At 72.4% G+C, this 20,963-nt stretch carries 15 protein-coding genes and 1 pseudogene; 1 reads left to right on the top strand and 15 read right to left on the bottom strand.

Features of this window, described 5'->3' with window-relative positions; translation table 11 throughout:
- Positions 1 to 99 precede the first annotated feature (99 nt).
- From STRCI_RS22390 to bldG, 9 genes are all read right to left on the bottom strand, one after another.
- Positions 100 to 1,305, bottom strand: coding sequence for a DNA polymerase III subunit delta' (locus STRCI_RS22390; RefSeq protein WP_269660740.1), 1,206 nt, complete (start codon positions 1,303 to 1,305; stop codon positions 100 to 102).
- A gap of 172 nt (positions 1,306 to 1,477) precedes the next feature.
- A complete protein-coding gene (tmk, locus tag STRCI_RS22385; protein ID WP_269660739.1) occupies positions 1,478 to 4,723 on the bottom strand; it encodes a dTMP kinase in 3,246 nt (1,081 codons plus the stop codon).
- Positions 4,724 to 4,843: 120 nt separating this feature from the next.
- Positions 4,844 to 7,672 carry a type I DNA topoisomerase gene (gene topA / locus STRCI_RS22380; protein WP_269660737.1) on the bottom strand — a complete coding sequence of 943 codons (2,829 nt, stop codon included), beginning with the start codon at positions 7,670 to 7,672 and terminating at the stop codon, positions 4,844 to 4,846.
- Positions 7,673 to 7,919: 247 nt separating this feature from the next.
- Positions 7,920 to 8,117, bottom strand: a complete 198-nt coding sequence (locus tag STRCI_RS22375) for a hypothetical protein (RefSeq protein WP_269660736.1) — start codon at positions 8,115 to 8,117, stop codon at positions 7,920 to 7,922.
- Between the two features lie 311 nt (positions 8,118 to 8,428).
- Positions 8,429 to 9,955, bottom strand: a complete 1,527-nt coding sequence (locus tag STRCI_RS22370; RefSeq protein WP_269660735.1) for a class I SAM-dependent methyltransferase — start codon at positions 9,953 to 9,955, stop codon at positions 8,429 to 8,431.
- A gap of 37 nt (positions 9,956 to 9,992) precedes the next feature.
- Positions 9,993 to 10,583: a small secreted protein gene (locus tag STRCI_RS22365; RefSeq protein ID WP_269660734.1), complete on the bottom strand. Its 591-nt coding sequence runs from the start codon at positions 10,581 to 10,583 to the stop codon at positions 9,993 to 9,995.
- 195 nt (positions 10,584 to 10,778) lie between these two features.
- Positions 10,779 to 13,184 (bottom strand): sodium-translocating pyrophosphatase, encoded by a 2,406-nt coding sequence (locus tag STRCI_RS22360; protein ID WP_269660733.1) that lies wholly within the window; start codon positions 13,182 to 13,184, stop codon positions 10,779 to 10,781.
- 291 nt (positions 13,185 to 13,475) lie between these two features.
- A complete protein-coding gene (locus tag STRCI_RS22355; RefSeq protein ID WP_269660732.1) occupies positions 13,476 to 13,907 on the bottom strand; it encodes an ATP-binding protein in 432 nt (143 codons plus the stop codon).
- 113 nt (positions 13,908 to 14,020) lie between these two features.
- On the bottom strand, positions 14,021 to 14,362 hold the full coding sequence (gene bldG, locus STRCI_RS22350) for an anti-sigma factor antagonist BldG (RefSeq protein WP_003975386.1): 342 nt from the start codon (positions 14,360 to 14,362) through the stop codon (positions 14,021 to 14,023).
- An 81-nt stretch (positions 14,363 to 14,443) separates the two neighbouring features.
- Here bldG and STRCI_RS22345 point away from each other — a divergent pair, with 81 nt between their 5' ends.
- Positions 14,444 to 17,020, top strand: a complete 2,577-nt coding sequence (locus STRCI_RS22345) for a DEAD/DEAH box helicase (RefSeq protein WP_269660731.1) — start codon at positions 14,444 to 14,446, stop codon at positions 17,018 to 17,020.
- 40 nt (positions 17,021 to 17,060) lie between these two features.
- Here STRCI_RS22345 and STRCI_RS22340 read toward each other — a convergent pair.
- The 6 genes and pseudogenes from STRCI_RS22340 to STRCI_RS22315 all read right to left on the bottom strand — a co-directional run.
- Positions 17,061 to 17,363 (bottom strand): annotated as a pseudogene (locus STRCI_RS22340) (Rv3654c family TadE-like protein); the annotation flags it as partial.
- The gene (locus STRCI_RS22335) at positions 17,360 to 17,764 is read right to left on the bottom strand and encodes a TadE family type IV pilus minor pilin (RefSeq protein ID WP_269660730.1); all 405 of its coding nucleotides are present in this window, start codon (positions 17,762 to 17,764) and stop codon (positions 17,360 to 17,362) included. The pseudogene STRCI_RS22340 and the gene STRCI_RS22335, both read right to left, overlap by 4 nt.
- A complete protein-coding gene (locus tag STRCI_RS22330) occupies positions 17,751 to 17,981 on the bottom strand; it encodes a DUF4244 domain-containing protein (protein ID WP_269660729.1) in 231 nt (76 codons plus the stop codon). Before STRCI_RS22330 ends, STRCI_RS22335 begins: the two co-directional genes overlap by 14 nt.
- Before the next feature lie 71 nt (positions 17,982 to 18,052).
- Positions 18,053 to 18,835, bottom strand: coding sequence for a type II secretion system F family protein (locus tag STRCI_RS22325; RefSeq protein WP_269660728.1), 783 nt, complete (start codon positions 18,833 to 18,835; stop codon positions 18,053 to 18,055).
- Positions 18,836 to 18,863: 28 nt separating this feature from the next.
- Complete coding sequence (locus tag STRCI_RS22320; protein WP_269660727.1) at positions 18,864 to 19,742, bottom strand: type II secretion system F family protein; 879 nt, start codon at positions 19,740 to 19,742, stop codon at positions 18,864 to 18,866.
- On the bottom strand, positions 19,735 to 20,934 hold the full coding sequence (locus tag STRCI_RS22315; protein WP_269664616.1) for a TadA family conjugal transfer-associated ATPase: 1,200 nt from the start codon (positions 20,932 to 20,934) through the stop codon (positions 19,735 to 19,737). Before STRCI_RS22315 ends, STRCI_RS22320 begins: the two co-directional genes overlap by 8 nt.
- Between the last annotated feature and the right edge of the window lie 29 nt (positions 20,935 to 20,963).

The raw sequence follows: 20,963 nt of genomic DNA, 5'->3' as shown, positions 1-20,963 counted from the left end.
TAACTCTGTGCAGCCGCCCGGATGCCCTCCGTGCAGGGTGCGGCTCGTACGGGTTACCTGGTCAACCTTTCGTTGATCGTGGATCGGGAGGGCGGTTCGTCAGCCCGCTCTCAGGGCCATCGTCATCGCCTCCACCGCCAGCAGTGGCGCCACATTGCGGTCCAGGGCGTCCCGGCAGGCGGCAATGGCCTCGATACGGCGGAGGGTGGACTCGGGTGAGCCGTCCCGGGCCAGACGGTCCAGGGTCTCCTCGGCGTCAGCGTTGGCGATGGCCACGCGGGAGCCGAGCTGAAGGGCGAGGACGTCACGGTAGAAGGCGGTGAGGTCGGTCAGGGCGAGGTCGAGGCTGTCGCGCTGCGTCCGGGTGCGGCGGCGCTTCTGCTTGTCCTCCAGGTCCTTCATCACGCCCGCCGTGCCACGCGGGAGCCGGCCGCCCTGGGCGGCGCCGAGTGCCGCCTTCAGCTCCTCGGTCTCCTTGCCGTCCCGCTCCTCGGCGAGCTGCTTGGCGTCCTCGGCCGCCGCGTCGACGAGTTCCTGCGCGGCCCTGAGGCAGCCGCCGATGTCCTCGATCCGCAACGGCAGCTTCAGTACGGCGGCTCTGCGCTCACGGGCGGCCGGGTCGGTGGCCAGTCGCCGGGCCCGGTCGACGTGACCCTGGGTGGCGCGGGCCGCCGCCGCGGCGACCGCGGGTTCGATGCCTTCCCGGCGGACGAGCATGTCGGCGACCGCGTCGACCGCGGGCGTGCGCAGGTTCAGGTGACGGCAGCGGGAGCGGATCGTGGGCAGGACGTCCTCGATGGAGGGGGCGCACAGGAGCCAGACGGTGCGCGGGGCCGGTTCCTCCACCGCCTTCAGCACGGCGTTGGCCGACTTCTCGTTCAGGCGCTCGGCGTCCTCGACGAGGATGACCTGCCAGCGGCCGTTGGCGGGTGAGGTGAACGACTTGCGGACGGTGTCCCGCATGTCGTCGGCGAGGATCTGGGTGCCTACGGCGGCCACGGTGGTGACGTCGGCATGGGTGCCCACCAGGGCCGTGTGGCAGCCGTCGCAGAAGCCGCAGCCGGGGGCGCCGCCGAGGGCGCGGTCGGGGCTGACGCACTGGAGGGCGGCGGCGAAGGCGCGGGCCGTCTGGGTGCGACCGGAGCCGGGCGGGCCCGTGAACAGCCAGGCGTGGGTCATCTTCGACGCCTCGGGGGGCGGGGCGTCGGTGGCGGCCGCGGTGACCAAGGCGTCGGCGTCCCGGGCAGCGGCGGTGAGCTGCGCGCTCACCTTCTCCTGCCCCACCAGGTCATCCCACACGGTCATGACACCCGCCGCCCTTCCGTCCACGTGCCGCGATACGCCCTCCATTGTGAGGGGCGGCACTGACAACGAGGGCGGCGTGCCCGCGCACGCCTCCGGGGAAGCGGTCCGCGCTCAGCGCCCATGCCCCGGCGAGGACCACACTCAGGCGCCCCCGCCCCAGCGAGGTCCGCGCTCAGCGCCTCCCCCGCCCCTGCCCCTGCCCACGCTCGTCGTCGTACTCGTCCTCCCGAGGTCCCAGCAGTTCGTCCGCCAGGGACGGCAGGTCGTCGAGAGGGGTCTCCTCGGCCCAGTCCGAGCGGGGGCGCCGGCGTCGGCGGGCCTCCGGTTCGGCGGACTGCGGATCGACCTGGGGCAGCTCGCGCGTACGGTCGTCCGCCCGCTCCGGCTGCCGCTCGTCGCGGAAGATCCCCGGCGGCACACGGTCCGCGGGAGCGTCGTCCCGTACGGGAGGCAGTACCGCGGTCTCGTCCGCCTCTCGCGGCTCCACCTGCGGCAACACGGCCGTCTCGTCCGCCGCTCGCACCGGAGGCAGCACCGTCGTCTCGTCCGCCGCCCCCGAAGGAGCCGGCGGCTGCGGCAGCTCGGCCGTCACATCGGAGTCCGAGGTACGGGACGTACGCGATGAACCGGAGGTGTCCGGACCGGCCCCGGATTCCTCCCCGGGTCCGTCCTCCACCCTGCGCAGCACGGCCGTCTCGTCCCCCCGCCTGCGGGCGGCGTCCGCCGGATCCACCACCGGCGTCGGCACCGTCACCGCGTCGGGGGTCCTGTCCGGTGCCGCCGGACGCGTCGGCTTCGGGCCCGCCTCCGCCGCCGTGGCGGCACGCTCGGCCAGGCGGCGCGCCTCCTCGGCCCGCATCAGCGCCTCCTCCGCCTTGCGCTGCTTCTCCAGGCGCCGCTCCTCGGCCTCGGCACGCAGCCGGGCCTCCTCCTCGGCCTGCTTGCGGCGGCGTTCCTCCTCCGCGCGGTGCCGGGCCTCCTCCTCCGCGCGGGCCTTCTCCTCGGCGAGGAGCCGCTGGCGCTCCTCCTCGGCACGGCGGGCCGCCTCCTCGGCGCGCTGCCGGGCTTCCTCCGCCTGCCGTTCGGCCTCGCGGCGCTGCGCCTCCTCCAGCTCGCGGCGCTTGCGCTCCTCCTCCTCGGCGCGCAGCCGGGCGAGCTGCTCCTGGCGCTCGCGCTCCTGCCGCTCCTCCTCGGCCTTGCGGGCGGCCTCCTCCTCGGCCTTCCTACGGGCCTCCGCCTCGGCCTTGCGCCGCGCCTCCTCCTGCTCCCGGATCTCCTGCTCGGACAGGGGCAGGGCCTGGTCGAGCCGGTGCCGGATGACGGTCGTGACGGACTCGGGCTCCTGGCCCGCGTCCACCACGAGGTAGCGGCCGGGGTCGGACGCGGCCAGCGTGAGGAAGCCGGAGCGCACGCGCGCGTGGAACTCGGCCGGCTCCGACTCCAGCCGGTCCGGCGCCTCGGTGAACCGCTCGCGCGCGGTCTCCGGGTCGACGTCCAGCAGCACCGTCAGATGCGGCACCAGGCCGTTCGTCGCCCAGCGGTTGATACGGGCGATCTCGGTGGGCGAGAGGTCACGGCCCGCGCCCTGGTAGGCGACCGAGGAGTCGATGTAGCGGTCGGAGATGACCACCGCGCCGCGCTCCAGCGCGGGCCGCACCACCGTGTCCACGTGCTCCGCGCGGTCGGCCGCGTACAGCAGCGCCTCCGCGCGGTGCGACAGACCGGCGCTGGAGACGTCCAGCAGGATCGAGCGCAGCCGCTTGCCGACCGGCGTCGCGCCCGGCTCGCGCGTCACCACGACCTCGTGGCCCTTGGCCCGGATCCACTCCGCAAGCGCCGCGGCCTGGGTCGACTTGCCGGCGCCGTCGCCGCCCTCCAGGGCGACGAAGAAGCCGGTCGCGGCGGGCGCCTGCTCGGGGTCGTCGCCGCCGAGCAGCGCGTCGCGCAGATCGTGCCGCAGGGGCACCCCGGAACGGTCGTCGACCTTGGCCAGCACCAGGGCGGCCACCGGCAGCAGCAGCGCGCCGACCAGCATCAGCGTGAACGCGGCACCGCCGTGCGCGAACACGAACCGGCCGTTCTCCAGCCGGTGCGGGCCGATCGCCGCGGCCACCACGGGCGCGACGACCGCGCCGAGCGCCACGGACACGCGGACGACCGCGTGCAGATGCTCGGTGGTGCGCGGGCGCCGGAAGTCCTCGGTCTCCTGGTCCAGCAGGGTGTGGCCGGTGTTGGCGGCCACGCCCGCGGCGACGCCCGCCAGCACGAGGACCAGCAGCACGGTGGTGACGTCCGGGACGAGCCCGGCGACCAGCAGCGCGATGCCGGTGAGCGCGATGGCCAGCGCCAGCAGGCGGCGCCGGGACAGCGACACCAGCACCTTGGGCGCCGTACGGATGCCGACGCCGACTCCGCCGGTCAGCGCGAGCACCAGCAGGCCGTAGAGCACCGGGCCGCCGCCCAGGTCCTTGGCGTGCAGCACCGAAACGGCGACCGAGGCCGACACCGCGCCCGCGACGGCCGCGCAGGCCGGCACCAGCAGCGGGATCGCGCCGGTACGGCCCTTGTCGACGCCGGTGCCCGTCTTCGGGCGGCGCAGCCCCTCCAGCGGGGAACGCGCGCGCGGGGTGCGCGTGTCGGGCAGCTCCAGGAAGGTCACCACGGACAGCGACGCGGCGAAGAGCCCGGCCGCGACGTAGGACGCGAGCGCCGCCTGGTGCTCGCCGAACCAGTCGATGCCGGTGCCCAGCAGGTTGTTGAACAGGGCCGCGGTGACGAGCGCGGCGGCGCCGAGCGGGATCGCCACGAAGCCGGTGCGCAGCGACAGGCGCCGCAGCGCGTCCATGTGGTCCGGCAGCGGCCGTACCGTCGCGCCCTCCAGGGGCGGGGCGGGCAGCAGGGCGGGCGCCGCGCTCTCCCGGCAGACGGTCCAGAAGCGCTCGGCGACCCCGGTCACGAAGACGGTCACGAGGAGAAGCGCGAGGGCGTTCTCCGGCGTCCAGTCGATCCACAGCGGCGCGACGATGAGCAGCGCGGCGCGCAGTCCGTCCGCGCCGACCATGGTCCAGCGCCGGTCGAGCGGGCCCTCCTTGGAGGTCAGCGAGGTGAGCGGGCCGAGCAGGACGGCGCCGAAGAGCAGGGTCGCGAGGATGCGCGCCCCGAAGACGGTCGCCACTGCGAACGCCACACCCCGGTACCCGCCGCCGAAGGAGCCGTCGGCGATCGCCGCCTGGAGCGCCAGGAGGACCAGGACGAGGAGGGCGAGGACATCGCCGACGCCGCCGACGAGCTGTGCGCTCCACAGCCGCCTGAGCTGCGGTCGGCGCAGCAGCGCACGGACCGCGCGTTCGCGGGAGTCCGCCGCGAGTGCTTCGTCGGGGGCCGGATGGGGGGCCGTTGGCTGCTCGGCACGCGTCATGCTTTCAGCCTATCGGCAGGTACCGACAGCCCGCCGGGTACGCCCGAACGTACGGCCGCCCCGACACCAAAGAGTGATGCCGGGGCGTTCGTTTCGCGAAGCCGGGGGGCGCGGGCCCCGTCAGTCCTCCGCGGCCGGCTTGGTGGCCGTCGCCTTCTTCGCTGCCGTCTTCTTGGCCGTGGCCGTCGTCTTCTTCGCCGCGGTCTTCTTCGCGGCGGTCGCCTTCTTGGCCGGAGCCTTCTTGGCGGCGGCCTTCTTCGTCGTGGCCTTCTTCGCCGTCTTCTTGGCGGGCCCCTTGGCGCGCTTCTCGGCGAGCAGCTCGTAGCCGCGCTCCGGGGTGATGTCCTCGACGCTGTCGCCGGAGCGCAGGGTCGCGTTGGTCTCCCCGTCGGTGACGTACGGACCGAAGCGGCCGTCCTTGACCACGACCGGCTTCTCGCTGACCGGGTCGGTGCCCAGCTCCTTCAGCGGCGGCTTGGCGGCGGCCCGGCCACGCTGCTTGGGCTGGGAGTAGATCTCCAGTGCCTCTTCGAGGGTGATCGTGAAGAGCTGGTCCTCGGTCTGGAGCGACCGCGAGTCCGTGCCCTTCTTCAGATACGGGCCGTAACGGCCGTTCTGGGCGGTGATCTCCTGGCCCTCGGCGTCGGCGCCGACCACGCGCGGGAGCGACATCAGCTTCAGGGCGTCGTCGAGCGTCACCGTGTCCAGCGACATCGACTTGAACAGCGAGGCCGTCCGCGGCTTCACGGCGTTCTTGCCGGTCTTCGGGGTGCCCTCGGGCAGGATCTCGGTGACGTACGGGCCGTAGCGGCCGTCCTTGGCGACGATCTGGTTGCCGCTGACCGGGTCGGCGCCCAGCTCGAAGTCGCCGCTCGGCTTGGCGAGCAGTTCCTCGGCCAGCTCCACGGAGAGCTCGTCGGGCGCCAGGTCGGTCGGGATGTCCGCGCGCTGGTGGTTCTCGGAGTCCTTCTCACCGCGCTCGATGTACGGGCCGTAGCGCCCGACCCGCAGCACGATGTCGTTGCCCACCGGGAACGAGGACACCTCGCGCGCGTCGATCGCGCCCAGGTCGGTCACCAGCTCCTTGAGGCCGCCGAGGTGGTCGCCGTCGCCGTTTCCGGCCTCGGCCGCGCCGCCGATGCCGGCGCCCTCACCCTCGCCGAAGTAGAACCGCTTCAGCCACGGCACGGACTGCGCCTCACCGCGGGCGATGCGGTCGAGGTCGTCCTCCATCTTGGCGGTGAAGTCGTAGTCGACGAGCCGCCCGAAGTGCTTCTCCAGGAGGTTGACCACGGCGAAGGACAGGAAGGACGGCACGAGGGCCGTGCCCTTCTTGAAGACATAGCCGCGGTCGAGGATGGTGCCGATGATCGAGGCGTACGTCGACGGGCGGCCGATCTCGCGCTCTTCGAGCTCCTTGACCAGGCTGGCCTCGGTGTAGCGGGCCGGGGGCTTGGTGGCGTGCCCGTCGACCGTGATCTCCTCGGCGCTGAGCGCGTCGCCCTCGCCGACCTGGGGAAGCCGGCGCTCGCGGTCGTCCAGCTCGGCGTTCGGGTCGTCGGCGCCCTCGACGTAGGCCTTCAGGAAGCCGTGGAAGGTGATCGTCTTGCCGGAGGCGCTGAACTCGACGTCCCGGCCGTCGGCGGCGGTGCCGGCGATCTTCACGGTCACGCTGTTGCCGGTCGCGTCCTTCATCTGGGAGGCGACGGTGCGCTTCCAGATCAGCTCGTAGAGCTTGAACTGGTCACCGGTCAGGCCGGTCTCGGCGGGCGTGCGGAAACGATCACCCGACGGGCGGATCGCCTCGTGCGCCTCCTGCGCGTTCTTGACCTTCCCGGCGTAGGTGCGCGGGGCGGACGGCAGGTAGTCGGCGCCGTACAGCTGGGTCACCTGCGCGCGGGCCGCGGCGACAGCGGTGTCGCTGAGCGTCGTGGAGTCCGTACGCATATAGGTGATGAAGCCGTTCTCGTACAGCTTCTGCGCCACCTGCATGGTCGCCTTCGCGCCGAAGCCGAGCTTGCGGCTGGCCTCCTGCTGGAGGGTCGTCGTACGGAAGGGGGCGTACGGCGAGCGGCGGTACGGCTTGGACTCCACCGAGCGGACGGCGAACCGCGTCTGCTCCAGGGCGGCGGCCAGCGCGCGGGCGTTCGCCTCGTCGAGGTGGAGGGTGTTCGCGCTCTTGAGCTGTCCCAGGGAGTCGAAGTCGCGGCCCTGCGCGACCCGCCTGCCGTCGACGGTCTGAAGGCGGGCGACCAGCGACGACGGGTCCGACGAGTCCCCCGCGCGGCCGGTCGAGAAGGTGCCCGTCAGGTCCCAGTACTCAGCCGAACGAAACGCGATGCGGTCGCGTTCCCGCTCCACCACAAGGCGCGTCGCGACCGACTGGACCCGGCCCGCCGACAGTCGCGGCATGACCTTCTTCCACAGCACCGGCGAGACCTCGTAGCCATAGAGGCGGTCGAGGATCCGGCGGGTCTCCTGGGCGTCGACCAGCTTCTGGTTGAGCTGACGCGGGTTGGCGACGGCGGCCTGGATCGCGGCCTTGGTGATCTCGTGGAAGACCATCCGCTTGACCGGGACCTTGGGCTTGAGCACCTCCTGGAGGTGCCAGGCGATGGCCTCGCCCTCGCGGTCCTCATCGGTGGCGAGATAGAGCTCGTCCGACTCCTTCAGCAGGTCCTTGAGCTTCTTGACCTGCGCCCGCTTGTCAGCGTTGACCACATAGATCGGCTCGAAGTCATGTTCTACGTCCACACCGAGGCGGCGGACCTCACCGGTGTACTTCTCCGGCACCTCCGCGGCGCCGTTGGGGAGGTCGCGAATGTGCCCGACGCTCGCCTCGACAACGTATCCGGGGCCGAGATAGCCCTTGATCGTCTTTGCCTTGGCAGGCGACTCGACGATGACGAGTCGGCGGCCGCCCTTCGCGGTCTCGCTGGTCGGGGACAACTTCGCTCTTCTCTCCGGTCGACACTGGGTGGCCTCCCCAGGCCTTGCTCCCGGGGTCGGGTGGTGGTGACGCTGCGGAGTGTGACGGTACATCCCGCCCCCGTGTCAAACGGGAAAAGCCCGCAACGGCCACTCGAACGGTAACCCGACTACCGCCATTCCTGCCGCCCGGAGTGCTCAGCGGCCTTTTCGAGCCTTTCCGGAGGGGCGCCTCCCAATTATCGGAATCCCAGCTCCGGCGCGGTTCTCACAGGCGGGTGAAGCACCACACGGCGACGGCGAGCGTGATCATGGCGGCGAGGCTCGCGAGGGTCGCCGATGCGACGGGGTTCACACCGTGGGCGACCGGCTCCCGGTGCCGTACCCGGGTCACCGTCCACGCCAGGAGCCCGGCTCCGAACAGGGCGAACACCACTCCCGCGAAGATCGCCGGTCCGCTCTCCATGGCCCTGGTGCCCCTTTGCTCCGCTCCGCGCACGCCTCGGTCCCGCGAGACTGTCACGCGCGGGCGGCGGCGAGGCGAACCCCGGGTGAACGCGCGGCCGACGCGGCTGTGCGCTTCCCAGGGCCCCTGGAGCGCCTCCCGAGGCCCTCCCGGCCCGCTCCCGGCCGAGCGGTGAACGAGGGCGGCGCGGGTGCCTTTCCGGTCATCTTTGTTTCCGGAGATCTTGATCTCGTCGCCCGTGCTCTTCTCACGGCCCATTTCACCGGGTGCCGGAAGCGCCGGCGGCCCAATGGCACCTCACCGGTTTGCGATCACGCCGGATCCAGGAACCCCTGTTCCACCAGCACCCGGATCTGCGCGGGTGTGCGGTCGCGGAGCAATACCGGATCCTCGCCCACCAATTGAGCGATGGCGTCCAGGATCCGGCCCGCGCTGAGCGATCCGTCGCAGACGCCCGCGAAACCGGCGCCAACGGTGTCCACCTTGGTGGCCCGGCGCATCCCGCGGTTCTGGCGCAGCACCACGTGCTCGGGGTCCTCGGCACCGGGCAGCCCGACCTGTTCCTGCACGATCTCGGCGGCGAGCCGGAAGTGCCCCTCCAGCAGGGCCGCGTCATCGTGCGCACGCAGATAGTCGAGGCGGGCGAAGTGCGCGCGCACCGTCTCGCCGAGCGGCTGCTCGACCGGGTGCGGCCACTCCTCCACGGTGACCGAGGGCACGGCGGAGCCCGTCCTGCACAGGGTGATCCAGCCGAAGCCGACGGCCTTGACCTTGCGCGCCTCGAACTCGTCCAGCCAGGCGTCGTAGCGCGCCTGGTACTCGGCGGGGTCGCCGCGGTGGTCCCCGGCGTCCCGCAGCCACAGCTCGGCGTACTGCGTGACGTCCTGCACCTCGCGCTGGACGATCCACGCGTCGCACCCGCGCGGCACCCACGACCTGAGCCTGTCCTGCCAGTCCTCCCCCGCAACGTGCTGCCAGTTGGCGAGGAACTGCGCGAACCCGCCCTCGTTCAGCAGCTCTCCCGCTCCCTGAACGAGCGAGCGGCACAGATCGTCCCCGCCCATCCCGCCGTCGCGGTACGTCAGCCGGGCGCCCGGCGAGATCACGAAGGGCGGGTTGGAGACGATCAGGTCGTACGTCTCCCCCTCCCGGACCGGCTCGAACAGCGAGCCCCCGCGCAGGTCCGCGGCCGGGGCGCCGGAGAGCGCAAGGGTCAGCGCGGTGATGTGCAGGGCACGCGGGTTGAGATCGGTCGCCGTCACGCGCGTGGCGTGCTGCGCGGCGTGCAGGGCCTGGATCCCGGAGCCGGTGCCGAGATCGAGGGCGGCGGAGACGGGCGTGCGGACGGTGATGCCCGCGAGGGTCGTGGAGGCGCCGCCGACGCCGAGCACGACCCCTTCGTCGTTGCTGCCGATGCCTCCGGCGCCGCCGACCGCGCACCCCAGGTCGGAGACGATGAACCAGTCCTCGCCGCCGGGTCCGCCGTACGGCCGTACGTCCACGGCGGCGGCGAGCTCGTCATCGCCGGCCCGCACCAGCCACCCGGTCTCCAGGCAGTCGTGGACGGGCAGCACGTCCGCCACGCGCGCGTGCGCGACGGGCTGCTGCAACAGGAACAGCCGTACGAGGGTCTCCAGCGGTGTGTCCCCGCGGGTCGCCCGGAGCGCGGGCACGGTCTCGCTGCGGGCGAGCGCGGCGTACGCGGGCGCACCGAGCAGTTCGAGCAGCCCGTCGGCGGTGAAGGAGGCCCCGAGCAGGGCGTCCCGCAGCCGGGCGGCGGCATCGAGGCGGTCGGAGGCGGGCAGAGCGGGCAGCCTGGAGGTACTCACGCCCCCCATTGTGACCCGCGCCGCCGCCCCCACGCGGCCGCTCGGGTCAGCCGGCCGCGGCCGACGGCGTGCCGGTGGCCGACTTGCAGCTGGACTGCTCCGCCATGGCCTGGCCGACCTCGCCCTCCTCCAGCGTCTTGAGCGCGTTGCTGCCGCTGGTGCTCAGCTTGTTCAGCTCGGTGGCGATGTCCTTCAGGCCCTCGGCGAACTTGCCCTGGTCCTTGGTGTCGAGCTTGTCGACCTGCTTCTTCAGGTCGGCGTAGGACGCGGAGATGCCGTTCAGCTCCTTGACCGCGTCCTGCTGCTTCTTCGCGCCGTTCTCGACGTCCGGCGCCCCCGCCTTGTCCACGGCCGTGCCGATCGCCTTGTAGGCGTCGGACATGTCCTGGAAGGCCTGCGAGTCGGTCTTCTGGACCTCCTCCGGCGTGGCGTTGTCGGAGGTCTCCTTCTGGATCGCGGCGTTCGCCGACTCGATCTTCTTGGCCTGCGGCTGTACGGCGTCGCAGACCTGCTTGGCCCAGGCATCCAGCTTGTCGTTGCCGTCGTCGCTGCTGCATCCCGACAGCGCCAGTACCAGTACCGCACCGCCGGACAGTGCGGCCACGAGCTTCTTGTTCACCGGATTGGTCCCTTCCATGGCTCTCGGCCCCGGAAGATACACGCCGGATGGCGTACGACCGCATACCGGATGTCCGAGATGAATGCTTTTGCTGCGATTCGCACCATGGGAGAGAAGGCTCACGACAGGAGCGCGCGCCCACGCGAAGCGGGCGGGCGACGCGTCAATTCGCGCCGTCCGCCCGCTCGTTGAGCCGGAACCTCGTGACGAGGCCTACGAAACCACCGCCGGATCGGGCGACTTGGCCGTCCGCTCGGCGTTGCCGTCGTCACCCATCGCGATCCCGCGCCGCTTGGAGATGTACACGGCACCGGCGATCACCAGGAACGCCAGCACCGCGATCAGCACGCGGGCACCGATGTTCTTGTCGTCGCCGTACGAGAAATCGATCACCGCGGGCGCGATCAGCAGTGCCACCAGGTTCATGACCTTCAGCAGCGGGTTGATCGCGGGACCGGCGGTGTCCTTGAAGGGGTCACCGACGGTGTCGCCGATCACCGTGGCGGCATGGGCCTCGCTGCCCTTGCCGCCGTGGTGGCCGTCCTCGACGAGTTTCTTGGCGTTGTCCCAGGCGCCGCCGGAGTTGGCGAGGAACACCGCCATCAGCGTGCCCGCGCCGATCGAGCCGGCCAGGAAGGAGCCGAGGGCGCCCACGCCGAGCGTGAACCCGATGAAGATGGGCGCCATCACCGCGAGCAGACCGGGCGTCGCCAGTTCCCTGAGCGCGTCCCTCGTACAGATGTCGACGACCTTGCCGTACTCCGGCGTCTCGCTGTAGTCCATGATCCCGGGCTTCTCGCGGAACTGCCGCCGCACCTCGTAGACCACCGAACCGGCCGAACGCGACACGGCGTTGATGGCCAGTCCGGAGAAGAGGAAGACGACCGCCGCGCCGGCGATCAGGCCGACGAGGTTGTTGGGCTGCGAGATGTCCATCATCAGACTCAGCGGGGCGTCCTCGCCCGACAGCTTCTCGCCCACGTCCCGCGCGCCGGTGGTGATGGCGTCGCGGTACGAGCCGAAGAGCGCCGAGGCCGCGAGGACGGCCGTGGCGATGGCGATGCCCTTGGTGATGGCCTTGGTGGTGTTGCCGACCGCGTCCAGGTTGGTGAGCACCTGGGCGCCCGCGCCCTCGACGTCCCCGGACATCTCGGCGATGCCCTGGGCGTTGTCGGAGACCGGCCCGAAGGTGTCCATCGCGACGATCACACCGACCGTGGTGAGCAGGCCGGTGCCGGCCAGCGCCACGGCGAACAGCGCCAGCATGATCGACGTACCGCCGAGCAGGAAGGCGCCGTAGACGCCGAGGCCGATCAGCAGGGCGGTGTAGACGGCCGATTCCAGACCGATGGAGATACCGGCGAGGACGACCGTGGCGGGTCCGGTCAGGGAGGACTTGCCGATGTCCTTGACCGGGCGCCGGTTGGTCTCGGTGAAGTAGCCGGTCAGCACCTGGATCACCGCGGCGAGCAGGATGCCGATCGCCACGGCGACGAGCGCCAGGATCCGCGGGTCGCCGCTCTTGCCCTGGATCGCCGCGTCGGTGATCCCGTCGAGGTCGGCGTAGGTCGACGGCAGGTAGACGAAGACCGCGATGGCCACCAGGACCAGCGAGATCACCGCGGAGATGAAGAAGCCGCGGTTGATCGCCGCCATGCCGCTGCGGTCGCTGCGGCGCGGGGCCACGGCGAAGATGCCGATCATCGCCGTGATCACGCCGATCGCGGGCACCAGCAACGGGAAGGCGAGTCCGGCGTCACCGAAGGCCGCCTTGCCGAGGATGAGCGCGGCGACCAGGGTCACCGCGTACGACTCGAAGAGGTCGGCCGCCATGCCCGCGCAGTCGCCGACGTTGTCGCCCACATTGTCGGCGATGGTCGCGGCATTGCGCGGGTCGTCCTCCGGAATGCCTTGCTCGACCTTGCCGACCAGGTCGGCGCCGACGTCGGCGGCCTTGGTGAAGATGCCGCCGCCGACCCTCATGAACATGGCGATGAGGGCGGCACCCAGGCCGAAGCCCTCCAGCACCTTCGGCGCGTCGGCCGCGTACACCAGCACCACACAGGAGGCGCCCAGCAGACCGAGCCCCACCGTGAACATGCCGACGACGCCGCCCGTGCGGAAAGCGATCTTCATGGCTTTGTGCGAGACGGCGGTGAGATCCTTTTCGGGCTCACCTTCCGCCGGGGTCGCTTCCCTGGCCGCGGCGGCGACGCGCACATTGCTGCGTACGGCGAGCCACATGCCGATATAGCCGGTGGCCGCCGAGAACGCGGCGCCGATCAAGAAGAACAATGATCGGCCGATGCGCTGATTCCAGTCGTCCGCGGGCAGCAGCATGAGCAGGAAGAACACGACCACGGCGAATACGCCGAGGGTGCGCAGTTGCCGGGCCAGATAGGCGTTGGCGCCTTCCTGGACCGCCGCCGCGATCTTCTTCATGCTGTCGGTGCCCTCGCCCGCCGCGAGCACCTGGCGTACCAGCACGCCGGCGACGACCAGCGCCGCCAGCGCGACGACACCGATGACCATCACCAGGGCACGGTTGCCGTCGGTCAGGACTGCGGCTGCGAAGGTTGTGGGGTGATCCAACTGATGAGGGGTAGAAAGCCCCGCCATTCGTCCTCCTTGACGCTTGGGCTGAGCTCAAGATGTGGACGGATTGTAGGTACCGGAACCTGATCAAAACAGTGCGCGGTAAACGGAATTGGCCTTCACATGCTCTTCAGCAAATGATCGACCCCCGACCACGGGACCCGAAAGTGGTAATGCGTCAAAGGCATTGACGCCCGGATCGGCCCCGGTAGGAACTTGATCGAATTATCAGTCGATTGATCGTGAAGGAATTCACGAAATGCCGAAGGGCCCTACCGGGGTAGGGCCCTTCGGGTGACGACCGCGCGTTTTGAGTCAGGAAAGCCCGGCCTCGGCCGGGGTCGTCGGCCAGGTCATACGGATCAGCCCGCCGTGCTCGCCGGCGGTGACCTCCACGTCGTCGACGAGGCCGCTGATGACCGCGAGGCCCATCTCGTCCTCCTCGGCCTCCACGTCGTCGCCCGCGGCGCCCGGCGCCCGGTCGCCCGGAGCGGAGCGCGGCGCCTCGTCGCCGACCTCGATGGAGAACTGCTTCTCCTCCTCGTGCAGCACCACCTTCACCGGGGCGGTGACCCCGCCGAGCTGATGCAGTCCGACGGCACGGCTGCACGCCTCGCCGACCGCGAGGCGCACCTCGTCCAGGACGGCCTCGTCCACTCCGGCCCTGCGCGCCACTGCCGCCGCGACCAGTCGTGCGGTCCTGACGTGCTCCGGCAGCGCGCTGAAGCGGAGTTCAACGGTGGCCATGCATCCCCCTCGGAACTACGGGCGTGCTGTCCGGAGGGCCGGGCCGCCGAACGCCCGGTCCCCCTTCCTGAACTACTTCCGTCCCGGAGCCGAGACCGCCCCGGAATCGGTCGTCAGTCGGTGGCCGCCACCGCTTCCTCGACCGAGGTGTGGATCGGGAACACCTTGGTGAGGCCGGTGATGCGGAAGATCTTCAGAATGCGCTCCTGGTTGCAGACCAGGCGCAGCGAGCCCTCATGGGCACGCACTCGCTTCAGGCCGCCGACCAGCACGCCGAGCCCGGTGGAGTCGAGGAAGTCGACACCCTCCATGTCGACGACGAGATGGAAACTCCCGTCGTTCACCAGCTCGACCAGCTGTTCGCGCAACTTGGGCGCGGTATATACGTCGATTTCGCCACCGACCTCGACGACCGTACGATCGCCGACGGTACGGGTCGACAGGGACAGGTCCACGGATCCTCCAGCACCTTGCTATCGAGCGGTCGCCCTTCGGGACACCTCGGCTTGAAGCCCCCAGGACGTTCGCCAGCCGCGATGGCATTCAATCACTTACCGGCAGGCGTGCACGACGCCTTGGTCCCATTGTCCGTCACGCCAGTGACACACTCGGTGCCGATGGCCAAGAATCACCGATCCGATCGATCCCTGACGGGCCCCGTTTCCCGGGTGGACCCGGGCACGGTGCTGGGCCGGCTCGCCTCGGGGCCGAACCGGGCTTCGCGCATCACTCATACGGAGCATGTGCCCCCGCGTGAGGGCCGTCATGCCGTCTGGCCTGACCGGATCCGGGCGGAGGTCATCGCCGCCGTCCAGGCGGCCGGTGTCGAGCACCCCTGGGCCCACCAGGCACACGCCGCCGAGCACGCCCTGGACGGCGAGTCGGTGGTCGTCGCCACCGGCACCGCCTCGGGCAAGTCGCTGGCCTATCTGATGCCCGTGCTCTCGGCCCTGCTGGACGGCTCCGAGGCCCCGAACGGCCGCGGCGCCACCGCGCTCTACCTGGCTCCCACCAAGGCGCTCGCGGCAGATCAGTGCCGATCGGTGAAGGAACTTTCACAACCGCTGGGTCATTCTGTCCGGCCGGCGGTGTACGACGGCGATACGCCGTTCGAGGAACGCGAGTGGATCCGCCAGTACGCCAACTACGTCCTCACCAACCCGGACATGCTGCACCGCGGCATCCTGCCCTCCCACCCCCGCTGGTCCTCCTTCCTGAAGTCGCTCAAGTACGTCGTCATCGACGAGTGCCACACCTATCGCGGCGTCTTCGGCTCGCATGTCGCCCAGGTACTGCGCCGACTGCGCCGTCTGTGCGCCCGCTACGGCGCCTCCCCGGTCTTCCTGCTGGCCTCGGCGACCGCGGCGGAGCCCTCGGCGGCCGCCCGGCGCCTGACCGGCCTGCCGGTCGTCGAGGTGGCCGACGACGCCTCACCCCGGGGTGAACTGGTGTTCGCCCTCTGGGAGCCCCCGCTCACCGAGATGCAGGGCGAGAAGGGCGCCCCCGTCCGGCGTACCGCCACCGCCGAGACCGCCGACCTGCTGACCGACCTCGCCGTGCAGGGCGTGCGCTCGGTCGCCTTCATCCGCTCCCGGCGCGGCGCCGAGCTGATCTCGGTGATCGCCCAGGAGCGGCTCGCCGAGGTCGACCGCTCGCTCGCCCGGCGGGTGGCCGCCTATCGCGGCGGCTACCTCCCCGAGGAGCGCCGCGCCCTCGAACAGGCCCTGCACTCCGGCGAACTCCTCGGCCTCGCCGCCACCACCGCCCTCGAACTCGGCATCGACGTCTCGGGGCTGGACGCCGTGGTGATCGCCGGATACCCGGGCACGCGCGCCTCCCTGTGGCAGCAGGCGGGCCGCGCCGGGCGTTCCGGGCAGGGCGCGCTCGCCGTCCTGGTGGCCCGGGACGACCCCCTGGACACCTTCCTCGTGCACCACCCCGAGGCCCTGTTCGACCAGCCCGTGGAGTCCACGGTCCTCGACCCCGACAACCCTTATGTCCTCGCCCCGCACCTGTGCGCCGCCGCGGAGGAACTGCCCCTGACCGACGAGGACCTGGCCCTCTTCGGCCCCGCCTGCGAGGAACTCGTCCCCCAGCTGGAGGCCGCGAAGCTGCTGCGCCGCCGGACCAGGGCCTGGCACTGGACGCGCCGGGAACGGGCCGCCGACCTCACCGACATCCGCGGCGGGGGCGGACGTCCGGTCCAGGTCGTGGAGTCCGGCACGGGCCGCCTGCTCGGTACGGTCGACGCGGGCGCCGCCCACACCACCGTGCACGAAGGCGCGGTCCACCTCCACCAGGGCCGCACCTATCTGGTGCGCTCCCTGGACCTGGAGGACTCGGTGGCCCTGGTCGAGGGGGCCTCGCCGTCGTATTCGACGGTGGCCCGGGACACCACCTCGATCTCCGTCCTGGAGACGGACGTCGAGATTCCGTGGGGCGACGGACGCCTGTGCTACGGCTCCGTCGAGGTCACCAACCAAGTGGTCTCCTTCCTGCGCCGCCGGCTGATCACCGGCGAAGTACTGGGCGAGACGAAACTCGACCTCCCTCCTCGTACGCTGCGCACCCGCGCGGTGTGGTGGACGGTCACCGAGGACCAGCTGGACGCGGCCCGGATCACCCCGGAGATCCTCGGCGGCGCCCTGCACGCCGCCGAGCACGCCTCGATCGGCCTGCTGCCCCTCTTCGCCACCTGCGACCGCTGGGACATCGGCGGCGTCTCGGTCCCGCTCCACCCCGACACCCTCCTCCCGACGGTCTTCGTCTACGACGGCCATCCCGGCGGCGCGGGCTTCGCGGAGCGCGCCTTCCACACCGCCCGCGCCTGGCTCACCGCCACCCGTCAGGCCATCGCCTCCTGCGAGTGCGACGCCGGCTGCCCGTCCTGCATCCAGTCCCCCAAGTGCGGCAACGGCAACGACCCGCTGCACAAGAGGGGGGCGGTACGGCTGCTCACGGAGCTGTTGCGGGGGGCGCCGGAGAAGGGGGCGGAGGGGGAGCCTGGGGTGCCGGAAGGGAGTCCGCGGGAGCCGGAAGGTCGGCCGCGGGTTCCGGAGGGGAATTCCGGGGCGCCGGAAGGCCGGCCTGGGGCGGCCCCGCCCGCGCCCTGACCTCCGCCGCGAACGGCCCCTGTCCCGCCGCCGCGGTCACGTCCGACACCTCCCCCACGAGGGCGCACCGCACAAGCCGGGTGCCCTGGGCGCGGGCCACCCGGTCCGCCCTAGCGCAGGCCGCCTCCCCGCCCTGCGCCCAGTGGTCCGCCGCCGCGAGTGCCGCAAGATCGGCACCGCCCGCCGCGCGATGCCGGGCGACCACGGCCTGCCCCAAGGCGAGCACGACCCCGAACACGACACAAAGGACGGCGACGGCCGAGACGGTCCATACGGTGGCGGAGCCCCGGTCGGAGGATCTGCGGTCGGCAAGGCGGCAGTCGGCGAAGCTCCAAGCGCTCATGGAGTTGCCTCCGGCGTCGCCTGCGAAGGCGCCGTGTCCTGCTCCGCCGCCGCCACGGCCTCCTCCCGCACCTCGAACGGCAGCCCCCGCAGCGCCGGCGGTTTGGCCACCACGAGGACTCTGACCTGGTCCCCCGCCCGGCTGACGGTGACCTTCGCGCCGGACGGGGCGGCCTCCCGGGTGACCGCGACGACCTGGCCGGCCGGGTCCTGGCGGGCCGCGGCGCGGGCGCCCGTGCGAGCCGCGTCCACGCACTGGATCTGGGCGGCGACCACCAGCAGCCCCCACACCAGCGCCATCGCGAACATGACCAGCACGGGCAGCACCACGGCCGACTCCGCCGTCACGAACCCCCGGTCGGCCCCGCGCCCTACATATCGGCACCGCTCACATCCGCGCATCGAGCGCCCGCTTCACGATGGCCTGCAGCTCCGCGCTGACCTGCCCACTGGTCACCACCTTGTAGAGCACCACGGCGAACGCCACCGCCGCGATGATCCCCATCGCGTACTCGGAGGTGACCATCCCCGAGTCCCGCCGCGCGACAAGGGCCCGCATCCGCGCCCGTACTGCCGCCACTGCCTTCCGTACCGCCTTGCTCCGTACTGCCTTGCTCATGGCAACCCCCGTGAGGATCAGTTCCGTTGACTACGAATGCCTACGAACAGCTACGAATCGCCACACCCCTCTCACCCACCACCCCCTCCCAGCACCCCGTCCGCCAGCCCGATCACCACCGGCAACACGCCCACCGCGATGAACGCGGGCAGGAAGCACAGCCCCACCGGCGCAGTGACCAGTACCGCCGCCCGGCGCGCCCGGGCCGTCGCGGCCCGTGCCCAGGCGGCGCGCGCGTCCGCCGCGAGCCGTGCCACCGGTCCGGCCGCCGGAAGCCCGGACACATCGGCCCGCTCCAGCAACCGCGCCAGCTCCCCGGCGCCGGGCAGCGCCGCCAACTTCCGCCAGGCGTCTCCCGGTTCACCGCCCAGCCGCACCTCGGCCGCGCCCCGCGCCAGCCCCTCCCCCACCGGCCCGCCCAATGCCTCACCCACGGCCTGCGCCGCGATCACGGGCCCGGCACCGGCAGCGATACAGGCCGCCAGCAGATCGGCGGCGAGCGGAAGTTGCCGGGCCGCCTCGGCGGCGTCGTACTCCGCGCCCACGGCGGCCACCCGCCGCCCACGCCACCGGTGCAGCGCGACGGCCCCGGCAAGACCGGCCACCACCCCGGCGACCCCACCGACCAGCACCCACCCGGCACACCCCACCGCCACGACAGGCGCCCACCGCCGCACCAGGTCCGTCACGTCGCACCTCCGCGCGGCCGGTGCCTCCACGGCGGCCAGCAGCTCGGCGAGCCGCCGCCGTGCCCGTCGCTCGCACCGCACGACCCCCACCCAGCGCACCAGCCACCCCAGCCCCAGCGCGATCCCCACAACAACCCCCAGCCTGTGGACAACTTCCGCACTCACAGCGCCTCCTCCTCCCGACTCGCCCCGCTCACACCGCCTCCGCCCCGCGCACGATCCGCAGCGCCCACCACACGCCCAGCCCCTCCAGCACCCCTCCCGCGAGCAGGCACCCGAACCCGGCACCGCTGTGCAGCAGCACCCGCAGGGGATCGGCGCCCATGACCGCGCCCAGGAGAAGTCCCAGCACCGGCAGCCCGGCGAGCATCAGCGCCGTGGACCGGGCACCCGCCAACTGCGCCCGCAGGTCCTGCCGTTGGTCCCGCTCGGCCCGCAGTGCCGCTTCGAGCCGGTCCAGTCCGGCCGCGAGCCCTGCGCCCTGGTCCACGGCCACCCGCCAGCACGCCGCGAGCCCCAGCAGCCCTTCGGCACCCGGTTGTCGCGCCGCCGCCGCGAGGGCGCCGGGGACCTCGCCGCCGAACCGCGCGGCGGCCAGCACCGTCGCCTGCGCCTCGCCGAGTCCGCCGGAGTCCCGCGCGGCCCGCAGCAACGCCTCGCCCGGCTGCCGTCCCGCGCGTACCTCCCCGGCGAGCGCCGCGCACAGCGCGATCACCGCGTCGCCCCGCCGCTCCCGAGCCCGCCGCGCCTGACCGGCCACCCGACCCCGCCGCAGCAACGGCACCCCGGCCGCCCCGGCGACGAGCGGCAGCACAGAGGCCCCGAGTACCGCCAGCGCTGCCCCGACGGCCACCGCCCACCACTCGGCCCGCAACCGCCCCCGGATCCGCCGCGCCTCACCGGCCGCGGTCTCGCGCCAGCCGGGCGGCCCGGCCCCCGTCACCCCGCCCCCGGCGAGCAGCAACCGCGCCCGCCGAGCCCCGGCATTCCGCCCGTTCATCAGCCACAGAACAGCCGCCCCGGCACAGAGAACCGCCCCCGCCGAAGCCCCGCCCATCCCCGTCTCACCCATCGCAGTCCCCACTCCTCATCCGGCCTTCCGGCACCACCGGCCCATCGCCCTCGCACCGCAAGAGCCCCCGCAACCGCGCCCACCCCCGCTCCGCCACGAACGCCCCCGTCCCCCACCGCAGCGCGGGCACCGTCCGCACCAGCCCCGACGGATCCCGCTCCAGCACCTGCACCTCGGCGATCCGCCGCCGCCCGTCGCGGCCCCGCACGAGATGCAGGACCACCGACAGCGCTGCCGCCACCTGGCTGTGCAGTGCCGCCCGGTCGAGCCCGGCCGCCGTGCCGAGCGCCTCCAGGCGGGCCGGGACATCGGCGGCCGCATTGGCATGGACAGTTCCTGAGCCGCCCTCATGTCCCGTGTTGAGAGCGGCCAGCAGATGAACCACCTCCGGCCCCCGCACCTCACCCACCACCAGCCGGTCCGGCCGCATCCGCAGTGCCTGCCGCACCAGGTCCTGGAGCGTGACGAGCCCCGCGCCCTCCTGGTTGGCGGGTCTGGTCTCCAGCCGTACGACGTGTGGATGGTCGGGCCGCAGCTCGGCGGAGTCCTCGGCGAGCACGATCCGTTCGCCCGGCCCGACCAGCCCGAGCAACGCGCTCAGCAGCGTGGTCTTGCCGCTGCCCGTCCCACCGCTGATGAGGAAGGACAGCCGCGCCTCCATCAGCGCCCGCAGCACCCGGTCCCCGCCCGGCGGCACCGTGCCCGCGGCGACCAGTTCGTCGAGCGTGAACGCCCGCGGCCGTACGACCCGAAGGGACAGGCAGGTGCAGCCGACGGCCACCGGGGGCAGGACCGCGTGCAGCCGGGTCCCGTCGGGCAGGCGGGCGTCGGCCCAGGGCCGCGCGTCGTCCAGGCGCCGTCCGGCCACCGCGGCCAGCCGCTGCGCGAGGCGTCGTACGGCCGCCGCGTCGGGGAAGCGGACGCCGGTCAGCTCAAGTCCGCCGCCGCGGTCCACCCAGACCCGGTCCGGCGCCGAGACCAGCACATCCGTCACCGACGGATCGGCGAGCAGGGGTTCCAGCGGCCCGCTGCCGACCAGCTCGGACCGCAACTGCTCGGCCGCGCCCAGGACTTCGGCGTCCCCGAGCACCCGCCCCTGTTCCCGCAGCGCCTGCGCCACCCGCGCGGGTGTCGGCTCGGCCCCACTCTCCGCGAGTCTGCGCCGCACCCCGTCGAGCAGCGCGGGCGTCATGTCCGCCCCGGCCGCGGAGCGAGCGGCGT

The organism is Streptomyces cinnabarinus, assembly GCF_027270315.1.
In the GTDB taxonomy this organism is placed as follows: Bacteria; Actinomycetota; Actinomycetes; order Streptomycetales; family Streptomycetaceae; genus Streptomyces; species Streptomyces cinnabarinus.
Note: the sequence above shows the minus strand (reverse complement) of the source record. Positions and strands in the feature narration are given on the sequence as shown.